The 21,817-nt window shown below is 43.1% G+C and carries 16 protein-coding genes; 2 read left to right on the forward strand and 14 right to left on the reverse strand.

Annotation, left to right across the window (positions count from 1 at the left end; translation table 11 throughout):
- Positions 1-10: 10 nt before the first annotated feature.
- The 12 genes from ABD010_RS02740 to ABD010_RS02795 all read right to left on the reverse strand — a co-directional run bounded on the left by ABD010_RS02740 (position 11) and on the right by ABD010_RS02795 (position 12,993).
- The gene (locus ABD010_RS02740) at positions 11-1,399 is read right to left on the reverse strand and encodes a glycoside hydrolase family 1 protein (protein WP_343810064.1); all 1,389 of its coding nucleotides are present in this window, start codon (positions 1,397-1,399) and stop codon (positions 11-13) included.
- Between the two features lie 6 nt (positions 1,400-1,405).
- A complete protein-coding gene (locus tag ABD010_RS02745; RefSeq protein ID WP_343810066.1) occupies positions 1,406-1,735 on the reverse strand; it encodes a PTS lactose/cellobiose transporter subunit IIA in 330 nt (109 codons plus the stop codon).
- 86 nt (positions 1,736-1,821) lie between these two features.
- The gene (gene celB, locus ABD010_RS02750) at positions 1,822-3,120 is read right to left on the reverse strand and encodes a PTS cellobiose transporter subunit IIC (RefSeq protein ID WP_343810068.1); all 1,299 of its coding nucleotides are present in this window, start codon (positions 3,118-3,120) and stop codon (positions 1,822-1,824) included.
- A 22-nt stretch (positions 3,121-3,142) separates the two neighbouring features.
- Positions 3,143-3,451: a PTS sugar transporter subunit IIB gene (locus ABD010_RS02755; protein WP_343810070.1), complete on the reverse strand. Its 309-nt coding sequence runs from the start codon at positions 3,449-3,451 to the stop codon at positions 3,143-3,145.
- Between the two features lie 271 nt (positions 3,452-3,722).
- A complete protein-coding gene (locus ABD010_RS02760) occupies positions 3,723-4,655 on the reverse strand; it encodes a Gfo/Idh/MocA family protein (protein WP_343810072.1) in 933 nt (310 codons plus the stop codon).
- 41 nt (positions 4,656-4,696) lie between these two features.
- The gene (manA, locus tag ABD010_RS02765) at positions 4,697-5,653 is read right to left on the reverse strand and encodes a mannose-6-phosphate isomerase, class I (protein ID WP_343810175.1); all 957 of its coding nucleotides are present in this window, start codon (positions 5,651-5,653) and stop codon (positions 4,697-4,699) included.
- Between the two features lie 284 nt (positions 5,654-5,937).
- Complete coding sequence (locus ABD010_RS02770; RefSeq protein ID WP_343810074.1) at positions 5,938-6,759, reverse strand: carbohydrate ABC transporter permease; 822 nt, start codon at positions 6,757-6,759, stop codon at positions 5,938-5,940.
- Positions 6,759-7,700 carry a carbohydrate ABC transporter permease gene (locus ABD010_RS02775; RefSeq protein ID WP_343810076.1) on the reverse strand — a complete coding sequence of 314 codons (942 nt, stop codon included), beginning with the start codon at positions 7,698-7,700 and terminating at the stop codon, positions 6,759-6,761. The genes ABD010_RS02770 and ABD010_RS02775 overlap by 1 nt, the downstream gene beginning before the upstream one ends.
- 82 nt (positions 7,701-7,782) lie before the next feature.
- On the reverse strand, positions 7,783-9,036 hold the full coding sequence (locus ABD010_RS02780) for an ABC transporter substrate-binding protein (RefSeq protein ID WP_343810177.1): 1,254 nt from the start codon (positions 9,034-9,036) through the stop codon (positions 7,783-7,785).
- A gap of 125 nt (positions 9,037-9,161) precedes the next feature.
- Complete coding sequence (locus ABD010_RS02785) at positions 9,162-10,583, reverse strand: response regulator transcription factor (protein ID WP_343810078.1); 1,422 nt, start codon at positions 10,581-10,583, stop codon at positions 9,162-9,164.
- Positions 10,580-12,007: a sensor histidine kinase gene (locus ABD010_RS02790; protein ID WP_343810080.1), complete on the reverse strand. Its 1,428-nt coding sequence runs from the start codon at positions 12,005-12,007 to the stop codon at positions 10,580-10,582. Before ABD010_RS02790 ends, ABD010_RS02785 begins: the two co-directional genes overlap by 4 nt.
- Positions 12,004-12,993, reverse strand: coding sequence for a sugar-binding protein (locus ABD010_RS02795; RefSeq protein WP_343810082.1), 990 nt, complete (start codon positions 12,991-12,993; stop codon positions 12,004-12,006). The genes ABD010_RS02790 and ABD010_RS02795 overlap by 4 nt, the downstream gene beginning before the upstream one ends.
- A 199-nt stretch (positions 12,994-13,192) precedes the next feature.
- On the opposite strand from ABD010_RS02795, the gene ABD010_RS02800 reads away from it, so the two are divergent.
- Both ABD010_RS02800 and ABD010_RS02805 read left to right on the forward strand, forming a co-directional pair.
- Positions 13,193-15,124 carry a BglG family transcription antiterminator gene (locus ABD010_RS02800; RefSeq protein WP_343810084.1) on the forward strand — a complete coding sequence of 644 codons (1,932 nt, stop codon included), beginning with the start codon at positions 13,193-13,195 and terminating at the stop codon, positions 15,122-15,124.
- Between the two features lie 95 nt (positions 15,125-15,219).
- A complete protein-coding gene (locus ABD010_RS02805; RefSeq protein ID WP_343810086.1) occupies positions 15,220-17,238 on the forward strand; it encodes a fructose-specific PTS transporter subunit EIIC in 2,019 nt (672 codons plus the stop codon).
- Between the two features lie 454 nt (positions 17,239-17,692).
- On the opposite strand, the gene ABD010_RS02810 is transcribed toward ABD010_RS02805, so the two are convergent.
- On the reverse strand, positions 17,693-19,246 hold the full coding sequence (locus ABD010_RS02810) for an arylsulfatase (protein WP_343810088.1): 1,554 nt from the start codon (positions 19,244-19,246) through the stop codon (positions 17,693-17,695).
- A 43-nt stretch (positions 19,247-19,289) separates the two neighbouring features.
- The gene (locus tag ABD010_RS02815; RefSeq protein WP_343810090.1) at positions 19,290-21,767 is read right to left on the reverse strand and encodes a family 43 glycosylhydrolase; all 2,478 of its coding nucleotides are present in this window, start codon (positions 21,765-21,767) and stop codon (positions 19,290-19,292) included.
- Between the last annotated feature and the right edge of the window lie 50 nt (positions 21,768-21,817).

Below are 21,817 nucleotides of genomic sequence, written 5' to 3' on the forward strand. Positions count from 1 at the left end.
ATATCCTTTCCTAAAACCCATTGTTCTCAGAAACGGATTTGAACCAATATGCACTTTTCTTGGCTGTCCGTTCTTTTGTTTCCAAATCAACCGAGAAAAAGCCATAGCGATTTTTATAGGCATTCATCCAGGACCAGTTATCCATAAACGACCAAAGATGATAGCCCTTGGCATTGCAGCCTTCTTCAATTGCCTGATGCAGCCATTTAAGATGTTCGCGGATGAAATCAATACGGTAATCATCCTGAATTTCTCCATTCTCGATAAACCGTTCTTCATCTTGCACGCCCATACCATTTTCCGAAATAAATGATGGAATATTACCGTAATTCTCTTTTAAATTGATCATAATGTCATAAATACCTTTTTCATAGATTTCCCAACCGCGATATGGATTCATTTTTCTGCCCGGCATCTCATAAATGTCGAAAAACCAGTCCGGCATAAACGGTCCATACGGATTCGGCAAATTCTCCTTTGCCTTCACACGGCGCGGCTGGTAGTAGTTGACACCTAACATATCTGACGTATTTGCCCTCAACAATTCCGAATCACCTGGTTCCGTTTGCGGCAAATGCCCGTGTTCATGCAAAATATCCATCAGTTCCTGCGGGTATTCCCCCAAAACAGCCGGATCCAGAAAACTCCGATTGAAAAACAGGTCAGCTATCCGTGATGCCCTCAAATCTGCAGGATTATTACTCCTTGGATAGGATGGGGTCAGATTAAGAATAATCCCGATTTGACCATCCTGCACCTCATGTTTGCGGAAAACGTCAACCGCCTTGGCATGCGCAACCATTGTATTGTAGGCAACCTGAAATGCCCGTTTTGCATCGACAACATTTGGATAATGAAAATCATATAAATAACCGCCTTCAACAGGTACAATTGGCTCATTGAACGTGAACCATTTCGTTACCCGGTCACCAAACAGACGGAAACATTCACCTGCATAGTTGGCGTACGCTTCCACAACTTCCCTGTTTTCCCATCCGCCTTTTTCCTGCAATTCCAGCGGCATATCAAAGTGAAACAGATTGACGAACGGTTCAATATCATTTTCCAGCAACTCATCGATCACATGATTGTAAAATGTCACAGCTTCCTGATTAATCTCACCACTGCCGCCGGGAATCAGACGTGCCCATGAAATCGACAACCGGAATGTATTATGACCGATTTCCTTCATTCGTCTTATATCTTCTTTATAGCGATGGTAAAAATCCGAGGTCGTCTCCGGTCCGACATGATCAAAAAATCGATTCGACTCAGTTTCATACCAATAATCCCATATATTTTTTCCTTTGCCACCCTCGCCTGCAGCACCTTCAATTTGAGTGGCGGATGTAGCACTTCCCCACCAGAATCCGTTTGGAAATGAATACGTGTTTGTCATTCACAATTACCGCCTTTCGATTTTATTTCGATAGATTTCAATAATTTCAACCGCAAGATCGCGAACGGTCATGGACGTCATCAAATGATCCTGCGAATGAACGAGCATCAGGTTTAATGATGATTCATCGCCATTGGCCTCCCCCTGTAATAACGTCGTCTGAAATTCATGGGCTTTATTAAGCTCATTACCTGCATTCTCCATCAGTTGATCCGACTTCTTGAAGTTCCCTTCTTTTGCTTCCTGTATCGCTTCCATTGCACTGGATTTTCCGTTGCCAGCATATAAGATTATTTGGAATGCGGTTTCTGTTATAGTGTTCGTGTTCGTTTCCATATGTTTTCACCCCTGAAGACGATAAATTTTCCGATACCAGCTTTCAAGGCCCTGCTGCAGAAAACAAGACCATTATGTGATGATGGTTAGCTCGCTTCACTGTTCCCTTCTTTTTTCTCAGATTCATAATAATTTTTATCAAGTATTTTCAGGAATGGCCACCATATCGCAAATACAACACACATATTAAAAAACTGCAATACAGCCCCCTGCCAGGCATTTCCGGTAGCCAGATATCCACTCAATCCAACCGGGGTCGTCCAGGGAACAATAATTCCAGCTGGTTTCGGCACCAGGCCTGTCGCCATTGAAAAGTACGTTATAAGTGTGATAACAACCGGTGCCAAAAGCCATGGAATCAATGCCAGCGGATTCATGATAATCGGTAAACCGAAAATAACCGGCTCATTCACATTAAAGATCCCCGGAGGTCCACCGAGCTTGCCCAGTTCCTTCAGTTGACGGCTTCGTCCAATCAGAAAGATACCAATGATAACTGCCAGCGTCATACCTGATCCGCCCATGCCGACAATAAACGTATCGATAAACTGTTTCGTCACGATATTCGGCAATTCCGTACCAGCCTGGAATGCTTGAAGGTTCTGGTCATTCAAAGCATACCAGATCGGGTCAAACACCGAATTGATAAGGATTTGTCCGTGCAATCCAAAGAACCAGAACACCTGTATCAGGAGAACCGCCAAAATGGTCGCCGGCAAACTGCTCCCCAAGGCAGTCAATGGCTCCTGGATGATGGTATAAATAAAATTTTGAACCGTTTCGAATGATGTGAAACTGAAAATAATCCGAATGATTAAGAACACGATAAGCGTCATTGTAATGGGTATCAAAGCGCTAAATGACCTGGAGACTGCATCAGGGACACCAGCAGGCATTTTTATCGTCCAATTTTTCTGTACAAAAAACCGGTAAAGTTCCGCAGCAATGAAAGCTGTGAAAATACCAAGAAACATCCCTTCTGCCCCAAGTACAAAGGTTGGAATGACACCAGAAACACCTTCAAATTGCTGTGGTGTCAGAATAAGAAATGCCGCTAAAGCCGCAACACCTCCATAGATCCCCTCTATATCATACGATTCAGTAAGTTTGCTGCCTATTCCTATAATAACAAAAGCACCCATTATACTAAGTGTTGCAGCAGATGCCGGACCTAGTGCACTCTGATAGGCGGCAAAGGCATCTTCACCAATCAATTTATCCAAAAATGGCAAATTTGCCAGGACAACAAAAATAGAACCAAAAATAATTAACGGCAATGCTACCATAAAGCCGTCACGCAATGCGGTCAAATACCGATTGTTGTTCATTTTATCCGCAATTGGCATCAACATATTTTCAAGAAACTCCATGAACTTGTTGTTCATTATACTCTCCCCCTATTAAAGTTTAACCGTCAATCAGTTTGAGGGCATGATCGAGAACTGCTTTTCCATCAACACGCCCATACGCAACAGGATCAATCACATCAAGTGGTGTACCCATTTCATCAGCCGTTTTGGCGTATTTTTTCTTCATAAATCGCATTTGTGGTCCGATCAGAAGCACATCCGCATTTTCAAGTTCTTTAACGGCCTTGTCCTGCGCGACTGCCCAAATTTTCGCTTCAATCCCTCTGTTTTCAGCTTCCTCCTCCATTTTTTTAACTAATAGACTTGTAGACATTCCTGATGAACATGCCAATAAAATTTGCTTCATAATAGTTCCTCCCTTTGGTTTGTTTATCTAAGACTAATTTCATTATAAATTAAAAACGCTTTCATGAAGACACAATGTATTTCCGTTGATTATAGGAAATAGTTACTATATAAAATAATGATAAGGTGGACATGCACTTTCGACATGTAAATAGCCGCCGGTTTTTGTAAACCAGCGGCTGCTTATAGGAAAATAATTTATTGAGCTGATGTCGCACTTATGCTCGAAAGTGAAAGCGAAGTATATTTCCGGAGCGGATTATATGCATCAACTAATATACATTTATCTCATTACTGCTTAACATTTGCTCAACAACTAACTGTGACTTTAACCCTTCCATTCCATCAACAACGGGTTGCTTATCATTTTGGATACAATCTATGAAATGCTGGACTGCCCCTTCAAAACCCCGCTGCTTTACGGAGGAGTCCCATGAAGCGGAAAATGTTGTTGATATGGCATTATCTTGTTCAATTTCCGTTGTATTCATGTTCTTTACACGGATAATTCTTCCGTTTGTTACCAGTTCCAGTTGTTCCAAACTCGTTCCCGCTTTTCGATGCATAGCTGTTGTAAAAGCCAAGTTTTGGGATGTTTCATATGTATGATGTGTATATAGAAGTTGATTTTCATCGTTCGTATGAATTTTTCCAGAAAGCAAACGAAGATTCCCGTCCCCCAGCCAACGCGCTGTATCAACTAAGTGAAGATAATCATCCAACATGGTAAACCCATAAGAATAAGGGCCGACACTATCCGTTCTATGTTTTTCAACACGTACCCATGCTGTATTATTCGCTTTTTCCTTTGCCTGCACATACATTGGCGCAAAACGACGATTGAATCCAACCATAAGCTTTCGTCCCTTTTTTTCACTTAACTCGACCAATTTTTCCGCGTCTTGGATGGATGCAGCCAGTGGTTTATCAACATATACATCCAGTCCTTTATGAAGCAGTTCCGAAACCACTTCATAATGTGATACAGTGGAACTGTGTACAAACACAGCATCACACACCTGGGCCAATGCCTGTAAACTGCCAAAGTCCTGGATGCGATACTGGCCGCAGATTGCCTTTCTCTTTTTTTCATTGGGCGAAAATGCACCTGTAAACGTCCAATCTGTTTCGTTTGAAAGAATAGGCAAATACGCTTTCTGAGCAATACCACCCAGTCCTACCATACCGATTCTGGGTTTCACCAAATTAATCATCCCCCACTACCCTAAATTTGTCACCATTGAAATCACACATGCGACACAATAAGCTCCGCCTCACCATTAAGCTCATATTCCTTTACCCCATTCGGTAAAATAAAATGATTTCCCTTTTCAATAGGATAAGCTTGTCCGTCAACCGTTATCTCCGCACTGCCTGTAATCACACTGACCTGCAAAAAATCCTCTGTTAACTCAACATGTGCATGCCCGTCCAAATTCCAGTGGCTTACCGCAAAATAATCGTTTTCAACCAATTTCTTTATGTTCATATCCCCCGTGACGACTTCCTCAGACATGCTAGGAAAATCCCGGTGCGGAACCGAAGTCACCTCTTTCGCCTTCTCCAAATGCAATTCCCGCTTCCGACCTTCCGCATCCATCCGGTCATAATCATACACACGATACGTAATGTCCGAACTCTGCTGGGTTTCCAGAATAACAATTCCCTTGCCAATCGCATGAATCGTACCACTTGGCACATAAACAAAATCTCCCGGTTCAACCTTTATACGTCTTAGCAGCTTGTCCCATTCTCCACTATCGATCATTTGCTTCAATTCCTCATCGTTTGACGCATGATGGCCTAACACAAGTTCCGCGCCGGGCTCCGCATCCAGCACGTACCAGCATTCTGTTTTTCCATACGGCTGCCCTTCCACCTCACGCGCATAGGCATCATCCGGATGTACTTGCACAGATAAATCTGCATTGGCATCCAGTAATTTAACAAGCAGCGGATATGCTTCAAGGTTGTCCGCTGCTTTATTAAATAGTTCGCCATGCTCGTTCCATGCATCTGCCAGTGTCTGCCCTTGCAACGGACCATTTTCAATGACACTAGGACCATTGGGATGCGCGGAAATGACCCACGCCTCGCCGGTTTGATTGGAAGGGATGTCATAGTTATAGTCCGTCTTCAATTTGCTTCCGCCCCATATACGTTCCTGTAATACCGGCTGTAAAAAAATCGGTTCATTGTATATCATCTGATCGCCACCATTCTGTAGTAAATGTCTAAAATTATAGTATCATAACAAGCTGCATAAGCACACCAAACTCCGATCCTTCATACGGAGATCGGAGTTTTATGGCTTGCGGCAGTTCCATCGGCGCCAAACATGCGGTTTTTATCAATCTATCAGCAACTTCCACCTTTCTATCAGTATTCCGCTTAGAAAACTTGGTTGTCACCAAGCCTTTAGGTGACAGCCATAGTTGCACTTATGCAGTAAGAAAGGATTTTATACTTTCTTAGCTGCCCAAAAAACTACCCCTTCACCGAACCAGCCAGCAGCCCTCGAACAAAATATTTACCGAGTATAATATATACAAGCAGCGTCGGCAATGCCGCAACAACCGCACCGGCCATTTGCACATTCCACTGTACAATCTGGCTGCCGGATAAATTCTGCAGTGCGACCATCACCGGCTGATTTTCATTTGTTGTCACCGTTACAGCAAATAAAAACTCATTCCAGATGTTCGTAAACTGCCAGATGGCCACAACGACAAATCCGGTAATCGACAGTGGAACCATGATATGTCTGAACACACCAAGAAAACTGGCACCATCAATTTTAGCCGCCTCAATCATCTGATCCGGGATGCTTGCATAAAAGTTACGGAACATTAACGTTGTAATCGGCAGCCCATACACAACGTGCACAAGCACAAGCCCGGCAATCGTATCGTACAGCCCGATGGTACGCAAAAACTGAATCAGCGGAATCAGAATACTCTGATACGGAATAAACATGCCAAATAATATTATCGTAAAAAGCGTTTCCGATCCCTTAAACTTCCACTTTGATAACACATACCCATTCATTGCACCCAGTAATGCAGATAACAGTGTTGCCGGAATGACCAAGTAAACACTGTTCATAAAATTGGGTGCCAGTTCCTTAATTGCCTGAATATACGAGTTAAAATTGATGGACGTCGGCAGGGCCCACATATGTTCCAATGATACTTCATCCAGTGGTTTTAAGCTCGTTACAATAATGACGTAAACAGGCATCAGGAACAAAATGGCAAAAAAGATTAACACTACATATTTTATCGTTTTCCAAACCGGGAATGCCGTCATTATTGACCACCCCTTCTGCTGTTCCATAAATAAGGAACAATAAATACGGCTACTAAAAGCAGCATGATAATGGCAATCGCAGCACCGTTTGCATAATAATGTCCTTTAAACGTTGTTTCAAACATGTAGACAGCAGGAACATCCGTAACAAAATTAGCACCGGAACCGGTCATTGCATAAATCAGGTCAAAAATTTTCAAGGAAATATGCGCCATAATAATAATGACACTTACCGTAATCGGCATCAGCATCGGAATAACCACTTTCCGATATATCTGAAACTCACTGGCGCCATCCATTCTTGCTGCTTCACGCAGTTCATCCGGGATGCCACGCAAACCTGCCAAATACATCGCAAGTGAAAAGCCCGTCATCTGCCAAACAGCGGCAATGACGACAGCGATAATTGCCACCGGCACCCCGAATTCGATGCTTCCCCATTCAAAGCCGGCCAGAATATTGGTATCCGTATACCATTTCGGGGTAATGCCGAAAAACTTCAGGAACTGGTTAAACCCTGTCGATGGATTCAGCAGCCATTGCCAGACAACACCCGTAACAATAAACGACAACGCCATCGGGAACAAAAAGATATTGCGGAAAAACGATTCACCCTTCAATTTTTGATCGATCAATATCCCGAGTCCAAGTCCCATGACAATTACTAGTCCAATGAAGAAAATCGTGAAAAATATGGTATTCCGTAAATCAGCCTGAAACCGGAAATCCTGGAATAAAAAGAGATAATTTTTCAATCCGGCAAAAGAAAAGTCCGGTGTCAACGTGTTCCAGTTACTAACAGAAACATATCCGGTCCATGCGATAAAACCATATACAAAAACAAGTATCAGAATAATGGATGGCAACAAAAATGCAAATGCCGTCCATTGGTCTTTTGTAAATTTCTTTCTGTTTTTTCGTTTACCGACTGCCTCACTCACATAACATTCCCCTTTTCCGAGAGGCTTTTATAAAAAATTAAAAGGCTGCCCCCAATTTCAGGCAGCCTCAGGGTTCAATCACTTACATTTCAGATGATGCAGCTTTTAATGCTTTAATAAACGTATCAACATCACGCTGTGTCACAAAAATATTCACTGCCTGATTGGCCTTTGTCAGGAATCCTGCAGCTGCGGCAGAACCGTGCGCCAGACTTGGTACCAATCGTGAATCTTTAAAATCTTTCATTGCTTCTTTTCCATATGCATCATATTTTGATTCATCCGCATCTGTACGGGCCGGAATCGATCCTTTAAGCGGATTGAAAATATCCTGTGCCTTGGTGGAACCAAGAAATGTCAGGAACTTCTTGACATCTTTTTTATTTTCTATCCCTTTTGGCAGCCCAAATGTATCGGTAATAACGGCAAATTCGCCTTTCGTTCCAGGGAATTCAAAATAACCAAAGTCTTTATTCGTTTTCATCTTCAGGTCGTTTGAAAAGTACCCTTTTGCCCAGTCACCCATATTCAGCATGGCAGCTTCCCCGTCGGCAACAAGCTGCGCGGAGTCCTGCCAGTTACGGGCAGAATGATCTTCATTCACATAATCAAGGATTTTTCCAAACTTCTCTGCCGCTTTCACGACACGTTCATCATCCCAAGGTATTTCCCCTTCAAACAATTTCTTGTAATCATCCGGACCAAGAACACTTAACAGCGTATTTTCAAAAATTTGCGTTGCCGGCCAGGAGTTTTTGTCACCCAACGCCATTGGGGTAACGCCTGCTTCTTTTAACTTTTCAGCTGCAGCAAAGAACTCATCCAAAGTCGTTGGTTCTTTAATGTTATGTTCCTCAAACACTTTCTTATTGTAGAAAATAACATTTCCGCGATGGATATTTACCGGTACGGAATAAATCTTTCCATCTTTACTTACCAAATCAATTAATTCTTCAGGAAACTTATCTTTCCACCCATTCTTTTCATACAGATCATTCAGCGGCTCCATTTTGCCGGCTGCCACCCAGCCTTCGTTCAATTCATCCCCGCCATGTACCTGAAATGTGGATGGCGGATCATTACCCTGCATCCGGGTAGCAAGTACTGCTTTCGCATTGGTACCAGCCCCTCCGGCAACCGCTGCATTCTCCACTTTAATTTCCGGATACTTTTTCTCAAACGCATCAATTAACGCAAGCAGCCCAGCTTCTTCACCAGCACCAGTCCACCAGCTGAAAATCTCAACAGTGTTTGATTTTTCTCCCCCATCCGAACTTCCTTTTGCATCGTCTGAACCGCTGCATGCAGCAAGTACCAGTGCTAATGCTACCAACATTAGAAAACCATATGATTTCTTCAAAAAACCTACCCCCTCGTTTATTGGTAACGCTGTCAATTAACATTATATAATTTTCAGAATAATGGCAGGTCTTCAAAATCTGTACTTTTTTATGATTGTCTTCATTTTTTAAAGATTTCCTGCTGGTATTTTTTCGGAGACATGCTGTAATGCTTTTTAAATACCCTGCTGAAATAATTCGGGTCATGATAGCCGAGCATGTAGCATATTTCCTTTAACGAATAGTCATTTTCCATCAGCAAATATTTGGCCTCTTTCATTCGCTTCTCTGTTACATATTCGACAAATGTATTCCCAAACGCCTTCTTGAATACGTTTGAAAAATAATTCGGGCTTAACCCCACATGTTCTGCCATCTCCTCCAGCGTAATTCCATCCTTGTAATGTTCGTCAATATAATCCTTTACCTTTTCCATCAATTGATTGGATTGATAATATTCCTGAAACGTCAGACAGCAAAGCGTAATGAACTGCTGCCATGATTCGTCTGATTTCAATTCCGTAATCGACGAATCCGGCAGTGAAAGATGATGTTCCTCCATTAATTGCTTCACATTAAAATACAGTTCTTCAAGATCATCCGGGGAAAATAACTCCCGGTTCTCCGTAAAACACCGTGCAGATTCATGCTCATTGCCTTTTTCCATTTCATCCAGAAGCTGAACAATGACATCCATTCGATTATCCTTTTCCTCCGTAACCTCAACGAAGCCATATTTTCGGTTATGTTGCCTTGTCAGCTGATACATAGCAGTAAGCGCCTCATGGTAAGATTTCGAAAGGCTTTCCATCGTTGAATAGGCATAACCTAATCCAAGAAAACAATCACCGAATTCCAATTGAATCTTGCGTGCCTGCATCAATATTTCCGACTTGTTTAACGCTGAACTTGCCAAAACACAACACGTAACCCTCCCATCAGCGGGGTTCACAATAAACGGGTGTTCAATATGCTTGTCCAGTTTCGTTCGCACGTCAGCCTCATCAACAGGGTCACCCTGTTGAAGCACCAGAAAATAACCGCATTGAAACGTCGGAAAGTATTCCTTCAACAGATGATATCCCTCTTTATCAAAGGACTGGTGCTGCATCAATTTGGAAATAAACCTTTCTTCAATCAGACTTCTTTTTTCGGCCATTTCCTTTGCCTCATACGCAAGTTCTTTTTTCACCCGTAAAATCGACGCGACAATTTCCGTCTTTTTACCCGGCTTTAAAATATATTCTTTCACCCCGTAATGCATCGCCTGTTTTGCAAAATCAAACGAATCATAGGCAGATACTAAGATAAACTTAATGGACGGCAGGGTGTTCTGTATCTTTTCAATTGCCTCCAGCCCATTAATTCCAGGCATTTTAATATCCATAAAAATAATATCAGGCTCAAAAATTGCTGCCTGCTCAATCGCTTCTCTGCCATTCGCCGCCTCACTGATTTCTTCCAGCTCATTAAAGTTATCTTCCAGAAATTTACGCATTGCTTTACGTTCCAGCAATTCATCCTCAGCAATCAGAATCTTCATTTCCAGCCCTCCATCTCCATTGGCAGCAACAGCCTGATTACGGTTCCACGACCCGGTTCCGATTCCATTTCGATAATATGGTCTGTCTGGTAAAACAACTGCAGTCTTCTAATCACGTTAGCCAGTCCAATGCCGGTGGAATGGCCAATATGATCCTCTTGCTTCGTCAGCGAAATGATTTGATCTATTTTGTCCTCATCCATCCCAGCACCATCATCGCGAATTTCCACAACAACAGTTGCTTCTCTTTGAAAAATAACAAGCGAAATTGTACCGCCTTCCTCTTGTTCCTCAATTCCATGAATGAAGGCATTTTCAACCAATGGCTGTAATGTCAACTGGGGTATTTCAATGTCAAGACAAGATTCGTCCACTTCTAGTTGGAACGTGACCCGTTCAGAAAACCGTACTTGTTGGATATGAAAATAATCTTGCACAATTTTCACCTCATTTTTCAGTGAAATGCTACGGTCAATTTCGCCAAGACTGTGCCGCAATAGTGCTGCAGCTGAATCTATTAAACCGGAAGTGGATTTGGCATCCTCCAAATAGGCCATTTTCGAAATGGTGTTCAACGTATTAAACAGAAAATGCGGGTTCACCTGATTCTGCAGGTGTTTAAGTTCCATTTCCTTTACAAGGCGATCAAGCTCTGACTGATCCTGCACTTCTTCAAACAGTTGATGAATATTGGAACGCATCTGGTTGAACGTATCACCAAGCAGCCGCAGCTCATCATTTGTTCGTATACTCACCGGCTCACCCTGCAGTTCACCTCTGGAGACTTCCTCCGCCGCTGCAGAAAGCTTCCCCAATGGCCGGGTAATTCCTTTTGAAAACCACATGGCAAAAAAGATTGCGAGCATAATCGTTGTCAGGAACAGAAATAAAATAAACAACAGGAAGTTTTGATTGCGTAACTGCAAATCTTCATAAAAAGACTGATAGGCAGTCAACTCCAACTTAATAATTTCCAGCGTTGATTCTGCAATATAGTCCGAAGCGTGTCCTGCTTCTTCCAGGTGATTCATGTACTGTTCCGTATCATCCCGTAATACAAACCCAACTGTCAGATCGGTTTCATGGATAAATGTCTCAATCAAATTTATGTAATTTTTCATTTCAATCGTGTCGATATAGTAAAAGGATTCGGTCAGCTGATCAATATTATCCTCCAGCTTCGATTTTGTTTGAAAATAAGCCTTGGAATGTTGGGAGTTTGGTTCATTCACAAATGATTTTGTCGTTGAATAGAGTTCAGATGCATGGTTTGATAGTTTATTCAACAGCAAAAAACGCTGAAAACTATCATTATATGTATTGGTTAACGCAGTGGAGCTGACAAAAATGGAAACAGCAGTTATCTGAAATAGAAAAATAAACACAAAAAAGTAAACAATCAACTTGCCTCGTATTGTTCTCATTTTGACTCACCATCATTTTTTATAGAATGTAAGTCCTCTTTTTCAATCACTTTCGTACCCGTGAACATCTCGTTATCAAGCAGATCATGTTTCTGCAGCTCCATTAAAACGTTTACCGCCTTCGTTCCCATCTTCCTGGGATATTGAGCGATCGTGGCATCAATTTTTCCTTCCCGAATTAATTTGCGTGTTTCCGGCATGAGATCAAAGGAAATGATGGTGACGTTTTTTTCCGGCGCGATCTCCTGTACCCCCTCCACAATGCCAATTCCATCCAGTGCACTCATCCCCACAAAGGCAGTGATGGATGGATTTTCTTTCAACAGGGAATATGCCGCCTGCGCAGCACCAATGGATGTAATATTGGATTCATTCATTGCGGCAATATGGATACGGGGAACATCTTTGATTGCCTGTTTAAAACCTTCCAATCGCCTTTTCTGGTTAATGGCATCAAATCTTCCCATGACAATGCCAACATACTGCTCCCCAGTCGTATGTTGGATAACAGCTTTACCAGCTAACTTTCCCGCCCGATAATTGTCTGTTCCAACATATGCCTTACGCTCACTGCCCGGGACATCCGTATCCACTGTAATAATCGGTATTTCCCGTTCCACACCTTTATGAACAAGGTCGACAAACCGCTCGCCTTCAACACCTTGAACGATGATCCCGTCCACCTTAGCCGATATCATCCGGTCCAGAAGTTTTAGCAGTTTATCATTATCCGCCCTTGTCGGTGCAAGATACTCCAGGTAAATATCATGTTTAGAAGCAGCCTTTTCAGCGCCCTTCTCAATTAAACGCCAGTACGCGTTATCCGCCTCTTCAGCTATCAATGCAAAATGATAAGTATAATTTTCCGATTCCACCTTTTTCGTTTCAATAAAAAACGTTTTATAGCCATAAATAATCATACCTATAAAACTTATACAAAAAATAACCCCGCATAATGTATACAGAAACAATCTGGAATTGCTCATTATTTAATCCCCCACATACGGAACAGACCTAAAGTGTAATATACAGTTTACCATGATATCGCTTTCGTGAGGAGAGGGTTAGGAATTATCTGTCTTCGTTTTTAAACAAACAGCTGCTTGCAACAACCAACACACCACCATCAATCATTTGTCCTACACCCCATTCTCCGCTATCATAATAGACGGATGGTGGAATAACATGAACAAACGACAACAAACATTAATGCAATTATTACTGGCAAGCCCGGGCGAGCCAATCAGGATTCAAGCATTGACTTCTAAATTGAATTGTTCCGAAAAGACGGTGCGCAATGATTTAAAGCAATTGGATGTTCTTTTAAAAAAATATCCATCTGCTGAAATTAGCCGGAAACCTGGGATTGGTGTTGGCTTGATAATCGACAAAGAAGATCTCGATGAGCTAATGAAACACATGTACCAAACAGAAACTGCCGGCACATCCGAAAACGAACAAGTCCTGCTGATTGCCTATCAATTGCTGGTCAGTGAAAAACCGGAAACATTATCCGCACTTTCCGAAGCATTGTATACCAACAAAATGACTGTCCGGAATCACCTGAACACGATTGCCCGCTGGCTCCAACAGTACGACCTGAAACTTGTGTCCAAACAGCGTATCGGCAATCATATCGAGGGAAGTGAATTGAATAAACGGAATGCGCTTGCTCATCTGACTGAATTAATTTCCGCCAAGGTCACTGCACCGGATCGAAACCATGTATTGCAACTTTTCCCCGCCCATGAAATTGGTACTGTTCGAAAAGCGCTGAAGGATTTGCAAAACATCTTTTCCTTACACTTGACACAAGGGGAAACGGAGAGCTTACTTATCCATGCGCTGGTTATGGTGCAGCGAACGAGAAATCGTTCACAGTTGACAATGGATAATTCAACCATAAAGCGGGGGATGGATTCAGAATCTTCCCGGTTAACGGAGTGGTTGTTAAAACGGCTTGGGGATACGCTCCGAATCACCTTCTCGAATAATGAACATATTTATTTTACCTGGCATTTACAAAGCTGCCAGCACATGAATCGTACGGAAAACACAGCGGAAACGAAACAAATCATGGAAATGGTCAGGCATCTGACAACACAAATGCAACTGATGGTGATGAAGGATTTTTCAAGCGACGACATCTTATTGAAAGGGCTCTACACACATTTAGAGTCAACGTTCAACCGGATCCGCCATGGTCTGGTAATTTCGAATCCCATGTTAACAGACATCAAGCAGACGTATCCATACATGTTCAGCATGGTGGTCTTTGCATTGGAAGAAGTTAATAAATCATATGATTTAAATATCCCGGAAGATGAGGCCGCTTACCTGGTATTGCATTTCCAGGCAGCAGTCGAGCGAATGCGAAAGGAAACAGTCGCCGCGAAGCACGCTATTCTTGTCTGTGAATTTGGGATCGGCATGTCCCATCTGCTGCAGGCAAAACTTGAGCAAACCTATCAGAACATTGAAATCGAAGCATGCCTGAATAAGGCCGAAACAAACGCTTATCTTGTCAAAAACAAACCGGATTTTGTGATTGCTACAACGGATTTGCCGAATTCCATGGTTCCGGTCATTCAGATTTCCCCATTGTTAAAAGAAAAGGACAAACGACAGTTGAACCGTTTTTTGCAATCGATGGACGATGAAACAGTTACGGAGCAACATGCACTCACAGCGATTGAACAGCTGCTGGATGAAGAAGCGATTTACATTAACGTTGATTTGGAACACCGGTTTGAAATTGTCGAACTGCTTGCCCACAACCTCTATGACAAAGGATATGTCAACAAATCATTCATCCACAGTTCGCTTGTCAGGGAAAGGTCAGCTTCAACTGAAATTGGCGGTGGTATTGCCATTCCCCACGCCAACCCGGAATCAGTAAAGCAATCCGTCATATCGATTGCTATCCTAAAGGAGCCGATTGAATGGGGCGAGCAGTTCGTGTCCATTGTGTTTCTCCTTGCCATATCCAAAACAGATCAGCACAAAGCCAGATCGCTCATGCAGACAATTGCCTCCATCAGCCAAAAACCGGATATCATTCAGCAGTTAAAACAGGTTGAAAACGCCACGGATGTCCTGGCTATTTTTGATAAATAATTCATTTTTACCAATCGTTCCGGTAAAAATGAATTATTTTTTTGCTAAAAATCGGGATTATAATAGAAGAAAATCAATCATAGGAGGAATAAACGATGCGTATTTTAGCTGTAACCGCTTGCCCGGTCGGCATCGCCCATACGTATATGGCAGCAGAGAACCTGCAACAAGCCGCCGAAGAAATGGGCATCGACATAAAAGTTGAAACGCAAGGCTCGATCGGCGCTGAAAATGAACTGACCGAACAGGACATTGAAGACGCGGACGGCATCATTATTGCAAGCGATAAAGATATTTCGAAAGAGCGTTTTGCCGGCAAAAAACTACTCGTTGTCGGTGTGCAGGAAGGTATCCGCAATCCGAAACAACTGATTGAAAAAGTTCACAGCGGCGATGTGCCTGTTCACCAGGGTGATTTGAAATCAACTGAACAAGTTAAAAAAGAAAAGAAAAAGAATGAAAACCAAATTTATCGCCATTTGATGAATGGTGTCTCCTACATGATTCCATTTATCGTTGTCGGAGGGCTGTTAATCGCGATATCACTGGCTCTCGGAGGAAATCAGACAGAAGGCGGCATCGTCATCCCGGATGATTCATTCTGGAAACATATTGAAGCAATTGGAGCAGCTTCATTCAGTTTTATGGTGCCAATTTTAGCCGGCTTCATTGCAGTAAGTATAGCAGATCGTCCCGGATTGGTTCCTGGTATGGTCGGCGGCTATATTGCAGCGAATGGAAGTTTTTATGGAAGTGAAGCAGGTGCAGGCTTTATCGGCGGAATTATCGCTGGATTTCTGGCCGGTTATATTGCACTCGCTATTAAAAAAGTGAAAGTGCCAAAATCGGTACAGCCTGTTATGCCGATTATTTTCATTCCGATTATTGCAACCTTGATTGTCGGCGCACTCCTGATATTTGTCATCGGAGCACCAGTTGCCAGTATATTTGAAGGACTGACAGGCTGGCTGGAAGGAATGCAGGGAGCAAGTTCGATTATGCTGGCATTAATTCTGGGAGCAATGATTGCCGTTGATATGGGTGGACCATTTAACAAGGTGGCCTTCCTGTTTGGAGCGGCCATGATTGCAGAAGGCAACTATCAAATCATGGGAGCAATTGCAGCGGCTATCTGTATTCCGCCGCTCGGGTTGGGGCTTGCTACTTTCATGAACAAACGTAAATTCAACCCAGCAGAAAAAGAAACCGGAAAAGCTTCATTTACCATGGGATTATTTGGTATTACAGAAGGAGCAATACCATTTGCTGCCCAGGATCCATTGCGTGTCATCCCAAGCATTATGGTCGGTTCCATGACAGGTTCAGTCATTGCCATGCTTGGCGGTGTCGGGGATCATGTTGCCCATGGCGGACCAATTGTTGCCGTACTGGGTGCTATTGACAATGTCCTGATGTTCTTTGTCGCAGCAGCTGTTGGTGCTATCGTCACCGCATTCCTTGTCAATTTCCTGAAAAAAGATGTAATCCCAGTTCCAAGCGCGGCAAAGGGGGATGAAGAAAGTATTGCTGTGAATGATGAGGGAAATGCAGCAGCAGAACCTGGTCATCCGACAGATAACACTGTGGCAAAAGAACCGGACGCTGGTAAAAACAAACAGGAAGAAAAAGCAGTGAATGACCAAAAAGAAATCACCATTACAAAATTGACGGATATCCTGACGAAAGACTTAATCAACACTACGTTAACAAGCAAAACACAAGACGAAGCAATCGATGAACTAACCGCCATGCTCGATGCACAAGGGATTATTTCATCCAATGAAATATTCAAACAAGCAATCTATGCACGCGAAAACGAAAGCACAACCGGCCTCGGCATGAGCATCGCCATTCCGCATGCAAAATCGAAAGCCGTAGAAACCCCTGCCGTTGCATTCGGCATCAGCTCAGAAGGCATTGATTGGAACAGCATGGACGGAAGTAAGGCAAAACTGATTTTCATGATTGCCGTTCCCGAAGAAAGAGCAGCAGACGATCATCTAAAAATACTGCAGATGTTGTCCCGAAAATTAATGGACGAATCCTATCGTGAAGAACTGCTTAATGTAACGACAAAAGGGGAAGCCTATAAATTGCTGGAAAGTGTTGAATAAATTAGAAACTCCCGGATTACGAGAATAATTCGGGAGTTTCTATATTTGTGGTGTTCCCCTAATATTGTTTTCAAATTGGGCTATCTGGATTAGTAAAAGCTCCTTCTCATAACTACTATCGTTACAACCCTTCATTAGGGGAGTATAAACTATTATTTTTCTGTTCCGACATAATTTGACAAATTTTGAGGAGTGACATGCACCCAGAATCATGGGTCGCTCGATTTTCACTCTGGGTCGCTCGATTTTCACTCTGGGTCGCTCGATTTTCACTCTGGGTCGCTCGATTTTCACTCTGGGTCGCTCGATTTTCACTCTGGGTCGCTCGATTTTCACTCTGGGTCGCTCGATTTTCACTCTGGGTCGCTCGATGGACGAAGGGCCCGGCCCTTCGTCCATCTTCTTAGTACCCAATATAACAACTCAATCCCAGATCCATGCTTTATCCAAAACCTTAATCCGACCACCAATCCACATTCGTCCGCTTCGCCCAGTCCTCCCATTCATTCCGCAATTCATCAACCAATTTGGGAAAATCGGCGGCAATGTTGAATAACTCTGTACGATCGGTGTCCATATCGTAAAGCTCCCAATCCCGCTCCTTTATTTTAACGAGCTTCCATTTGTCCCGGCGTATGGCACAATGTCCTTCGTGTTCGAAGCATAATGTTCGTGATTGCGGTGGATCACCCTGAAATGCACCTCCTAAACTTGTCCCCTCCATAGGAAGAATCTCATTTCCTTGAAATTCGTCTGGATAGGATACACCTGCTATATCAACGAAGGTCGCCATAAAATCAATAAAATGCCCAGGGCGATGATCAATTTGGCCCTTTCTCTTCATCTCTTCCGGCCAGTGTACAATCAGGGGCGTACTGATTCCTCCTTCATGGCCGTAGTGCTTATACATTCGAAGCGGGGTGCTGCAGGCATTCGCCCATCCCGATCCGTAACTGTGATAAGAGTCCGGTCCCCCCATACGGTCAAGGTCTTCTTTTCGATGTAAAAAATTTGAGGTCGTAATCCAGTCATCAAATCCCCACGGATCCCATTCCGCACAAGCACCATTATCGGAGCAAAACAGAATAAGGGTATCGTCCAGTTCATCACGCTCCCGAAGATTTTCAATTACACGGCCAATGTTTTGATCCATCCGGTCCACCATCGCCGCATAAATCGCCATACGTCGCACCAAATCCTTTTGACGATCCGGGTCAATGGTTTCCCATGCAGGATTAGTCCCTTGAATGTCGCGATCGCGATCCCAGTATTCCGCTCGCGGAGAAAGCGGCATTTGTTCATCCACCAACTGTAATTCTTTCATTCGAGCCAAACGCTCTTCACGAATTTGGTCCCATCCTCTTTCATAGTACTTTTCATATTTGGCAATTTCCTCTTTCGGTGCCTGCAAAGGAAAATGCGGGGCATTATAGGAAAGATAGAGAAAATATGGATTGTCATCGCCGCGTGACTCCTCAATAAAGTCCAGTGCATGATCTGTAATTGCATCCGTTGCGTAAAATTCGCCATCTGAATAATTTCTTTTAGGACGATCCTCTGGTAGGCGAACATAATTTTTCTCGTCCCAAAAACTCCCAAATCCACCAAGCATTCCATAAAAATCATCAAACCCGCGGTCAATCGGGCCACGTTTCCCCACGTGCCATTTGCCCGCCAAATACGTATGGTACCCCCCATTGCCCAGAACTTCTGCCAGCGTGACGGATTCGTCTTTCAAATAACCACGGTAGCCGGGATGTTCCTTATCCTCTGTCATTTCCCCGACACCGGCTTGATGCGGATAAACCCCCGTCAACAGGGAAGCACGGCTCGGGCAGCAGCGGGCGGAGTTATAAAATTGTGTGAACCGAAGCCCTTCTACCCCGAGTTTATCAAGATTTGGGGTATTGATTTCACTTCCATAACAACCAAGGTCGGAAAATCCAAGATCATCCGCTAAAATCAAAATAATATTCGGCTTGTCAACTTTTTTATTGTTTTGTGTCAAGTTTATAATCCCCTTTCATAACCTTGTGTACAATCATGTTCCGTTAATCAGAATAAATCTTATAATTATCAAAAACAGCTGTTCCGTTGCTGGTGCGGACTCCCGCTTTTCCATGTGTAAACGGAACGGTGCTATTGTCATCATAATCAATCAATGGGCGATTCATATCATCTAGGTACACTTTAATATTCGTACCGTTTACGACCACCTTCATATGGTATGTCTTGTTTAACTCGAGTGGTTCACTGGTAGCAACACCGGTGAGGTAGTTCCAACCATAATTTTCTTTTCCAAGATAGACGCCGTTTGTTGTGATATAGGCGAAATATCCCTGATTAAAATGTTTAAAATTCCCAAGATGACTTCCGTCCGCCGGATTAGTCGACCGGAGAAGTATTCCGCTTTTAACACCGGAGTCTTTCATAACAATGTCGGTCTCGATTGTATAATCGGACCAGCTATCCTCACCTGTCAATACCTTTGCATAGTTGCCGCCAATACGATATTTTCCATTTTCAACTGATATATCACCCTCGTAACGCTTCCAGCCGTCATCGTTACCATCGTTAAAGTCGTGCGTAGTCGTCGGTACAGGAGCACTCTTTGTAAATGCCATTGATTTAAAGTCGTATTCGCCTTTCACAATTTCAACTTTAAGCTGCTGCACCCCTGCCTCAAGTGGAAGGTTTTTAACGGTGAAGGTTTTCCAATCATTCCACCCTCCAGTGTTGGGTACATCCACAACTCCTGTTAAATTCTGCGATCCGCTCCAAATTCTTATCTTGGCATCTTCAAATGTTGTCGCCACACGCAGATCGACATCATAGGTTCCGGCCTCTGCTACGTTAACTTTGTACTTCAACCACTCCCCTGTTTGATTCCATCCGACATTATAGCCACCTTCAGGATTTAAGCGAATATCAACAGCACCATTACGGTACATACCGCCGATATTTTCATTGGTCTTGTCATGATAGCCGACACCTTCACCGCCCGACATGTAATGGACCGCTTCTATCGTACCCGGAACCGGTTTCGGTGTATCCCAGGCACCGCTTCCATTGACTTTATTACTAAATGCGGTATATCCAAACGATGCATTGGTATTCCTGTCAATATAACCGATTTTGCCGCCGTCCAAGTCTGCGTTCCGGGTTTGTTTTAACATGTCGTCAATAAAAATTTTGAATTGCTTTCCGTCCTTTTTAACCCGGATGTTATGAAGGACATTGTAATCATAATCATCAGGCAAGGAAGTACTCTCCCACCCTTGTTTTTCACCGTTCACAACAAATTGTGTTTGCAAACGATGATTATTCTTGTTGATCAAAGCGACTCCATAATTCGCGTTATCCTGATATGCAAAAACAACACCATAACCAGGATTTCGTACTCTATCAGGCGGGTGTCCTTTTTCATCAGTAGTAAGCTGCAATAAATTAAATTCCGCGCTGAAGTTGGTCTCTGTAAAATTCTTCGTTACCATGCCTTCCCATCTATTGTGGGGATTATGGTTTTGTTTTTCTTTTGATGTAAGGTTGGATATTTCTATATTCGACCACTTTTTCTCATCTCGGTTGGAAAAGTCACCACTGAAGGCCGGCATATCTGGATCCGGCTGCACACTGGATGTCGGACCGAGCACCTCCATTTTTTTACCGTTCCAGACCACCTTATCCAGGTTAAAGTGTCTTCCCGGATCTGCCTGACTGTGATAAACCATATAATAAGTGTCCAGATCAGGGCCAATAATCATGCTGTTATGTCCTGTACCATGTATCGGTCCTTCCGTATTAATCAAAATCGGATTTTCAGAGGACGGAAGAAAATTTGTAAGCGGACTTCCACTTGTTGAATAGTTCACTCTGTATCCCCTATTCCAGACGTGATTGCCGGTATAGGTCATATAATACAATCCATTCCGCTTAAGCAATGTAGCCCCCTCGGTCCAGCCGCCCATATAACTTCCGGTAGTGGTACCTTTCCCGATTGTATAGGGGTCGGTCATTGGATGAGAAACAATACCTGCGTCACTTGCATTGTAAAAATACCACTGGCCATCATCATCAATAAATACATGTCCGTCAATTGTATGACCAATATTCCCTGTTTTCACCTTAAACGGGCCAGTTGGGCTGGTACTTCTTAGTACATAGTGGCCATTTCCTCCGGGTGACGTATACATGTAAAAGTAGCCGTTCCAATATACGACTTCAGGTGCGTATGCAGCTTTTGTAACGGGGTCGGTGGTACTGAGCCCTTCATAAGTCCAATCCACCAGATTGTTCGAACTCCATACTTTAATACCGCTCTTGTCATCCACAGTGCTGACATACATATAATAAACACCGTTATGTTTCAGGATATAAGGATCCCCGGAACCATAATAGACGCCGGTGTCCCATTTCCACTCATTTGGCAAAATAATTGGGTTTTCGTAGGCAGATGCCACCGTTGAAAAACCCAGTGTACATGCAGCGACAATTAACGCAAAACACAATCCTTTCAGATAATAATTCATTTTTACCTCCTTCACAGTTTCTTTTCCCAGCATGCTTTTGCTAAAAGTAT

This window comes from Virgibacillus siamensis, from assembly GCF_039522605.1.
GTDB classification, from domain to species: domain Bacteria; phylum Bacillota; class Bacilli; order Bacillales; family Amphibacillaceae; genus Lentibacillus; species Lentibacillus siamensis.

What these genes read in the sequence shown, in the direction of transcription:
- ABD010_RS02790 (WP_343810080.1), bottom strand. Translation starts at nt 12,007, where the DNA reads ATGAGAACAATACGAGGCAAGTTGATTGTTTACTTTTTTGTGTTTATT.
- ABD010_RS02815 (WP_343810090.1), bottom strand. Translation starts at nt 21,767, where the DNA reads ATGAATTATTATCTGAAAGGATTGTGTTTTGCGTTAATTGTCGCTGCA.
- ABD010_RS02755 (WP_343810070.1), bottom strand. Translation starts at nt 3,451, where the DNA reads ATGAAGCAAATTTTATTGGCATGTTCATCAGGAATGTCTACAAGTCTA.
- ABD010_RS02780 (WP_343810177.1), bottom strand. Translation starts at nt 9,036, where the DNA reads ATGTTGGTAGCATTAGCACTGGTACTTGCTGCATGCAGCGGTTCAGAC.
- ABD010_RS02795 (WP_343810082.1), bottom strand. Translation starts at nt 12,993, where the DNA reads ATGAGCAATTCCAGATTGTTTCTGTATACATTATGCGGGGTTATTTTT.
- celB (WP_343810068.1), bottom strand. Translation starts at nt 3,120, where the DNA reads ATGAACAACAAGTTCATGGAGTTTCTTGAAAATATGTTGATGCCAATT.
- ABD010_RS02800 (WP_343810084.1), top strand. Translation starts at nt 13,193, where the DNA reads ATGAACAAACGACAACAAACATTAATGCAATTATTACTGGCAAGCCCG.
- ABD010_RS02745 (WP_343810066.1), bottom strand. Translation starts at nt 1,735, where the DNA reads ATGGAAACGAACACGAACACTATAACAGAAACCGCATTCCAAATAATC.
- ABD010_RS02805 (WP_343810086.1), top strand. Translation starts at nt 15,220, where the DNA reads ATGCGTATTTTAGCTGTAACCGCTTGCCCGGTCGGCATCGCCCATACG.
- ABD010_RS02740 (WP_343810064.1), bottom strand. Translation starts at nt 1,399, where the DNA reads ATGACAAACACGTATTCATTTCCAAACGGATTCTGGTGGGGAAGTGCT.
- ABD010_RS02785 (WP_343810078.1), bottom strand. Translation starts at nt 10,583, where the DNA reads ATGAAGATTCTGATTGCTGAGGATGAATTGCTGGAACGTAAAGCAATG.
- ABD010_RS02770 (WP_343810074.1), bottom strand. Translation starts at nt 6,759, where the DNA reads ATGACGGCATTCCCGGTTTGGAAAACGATAAAATATGTAGTGTTAATC.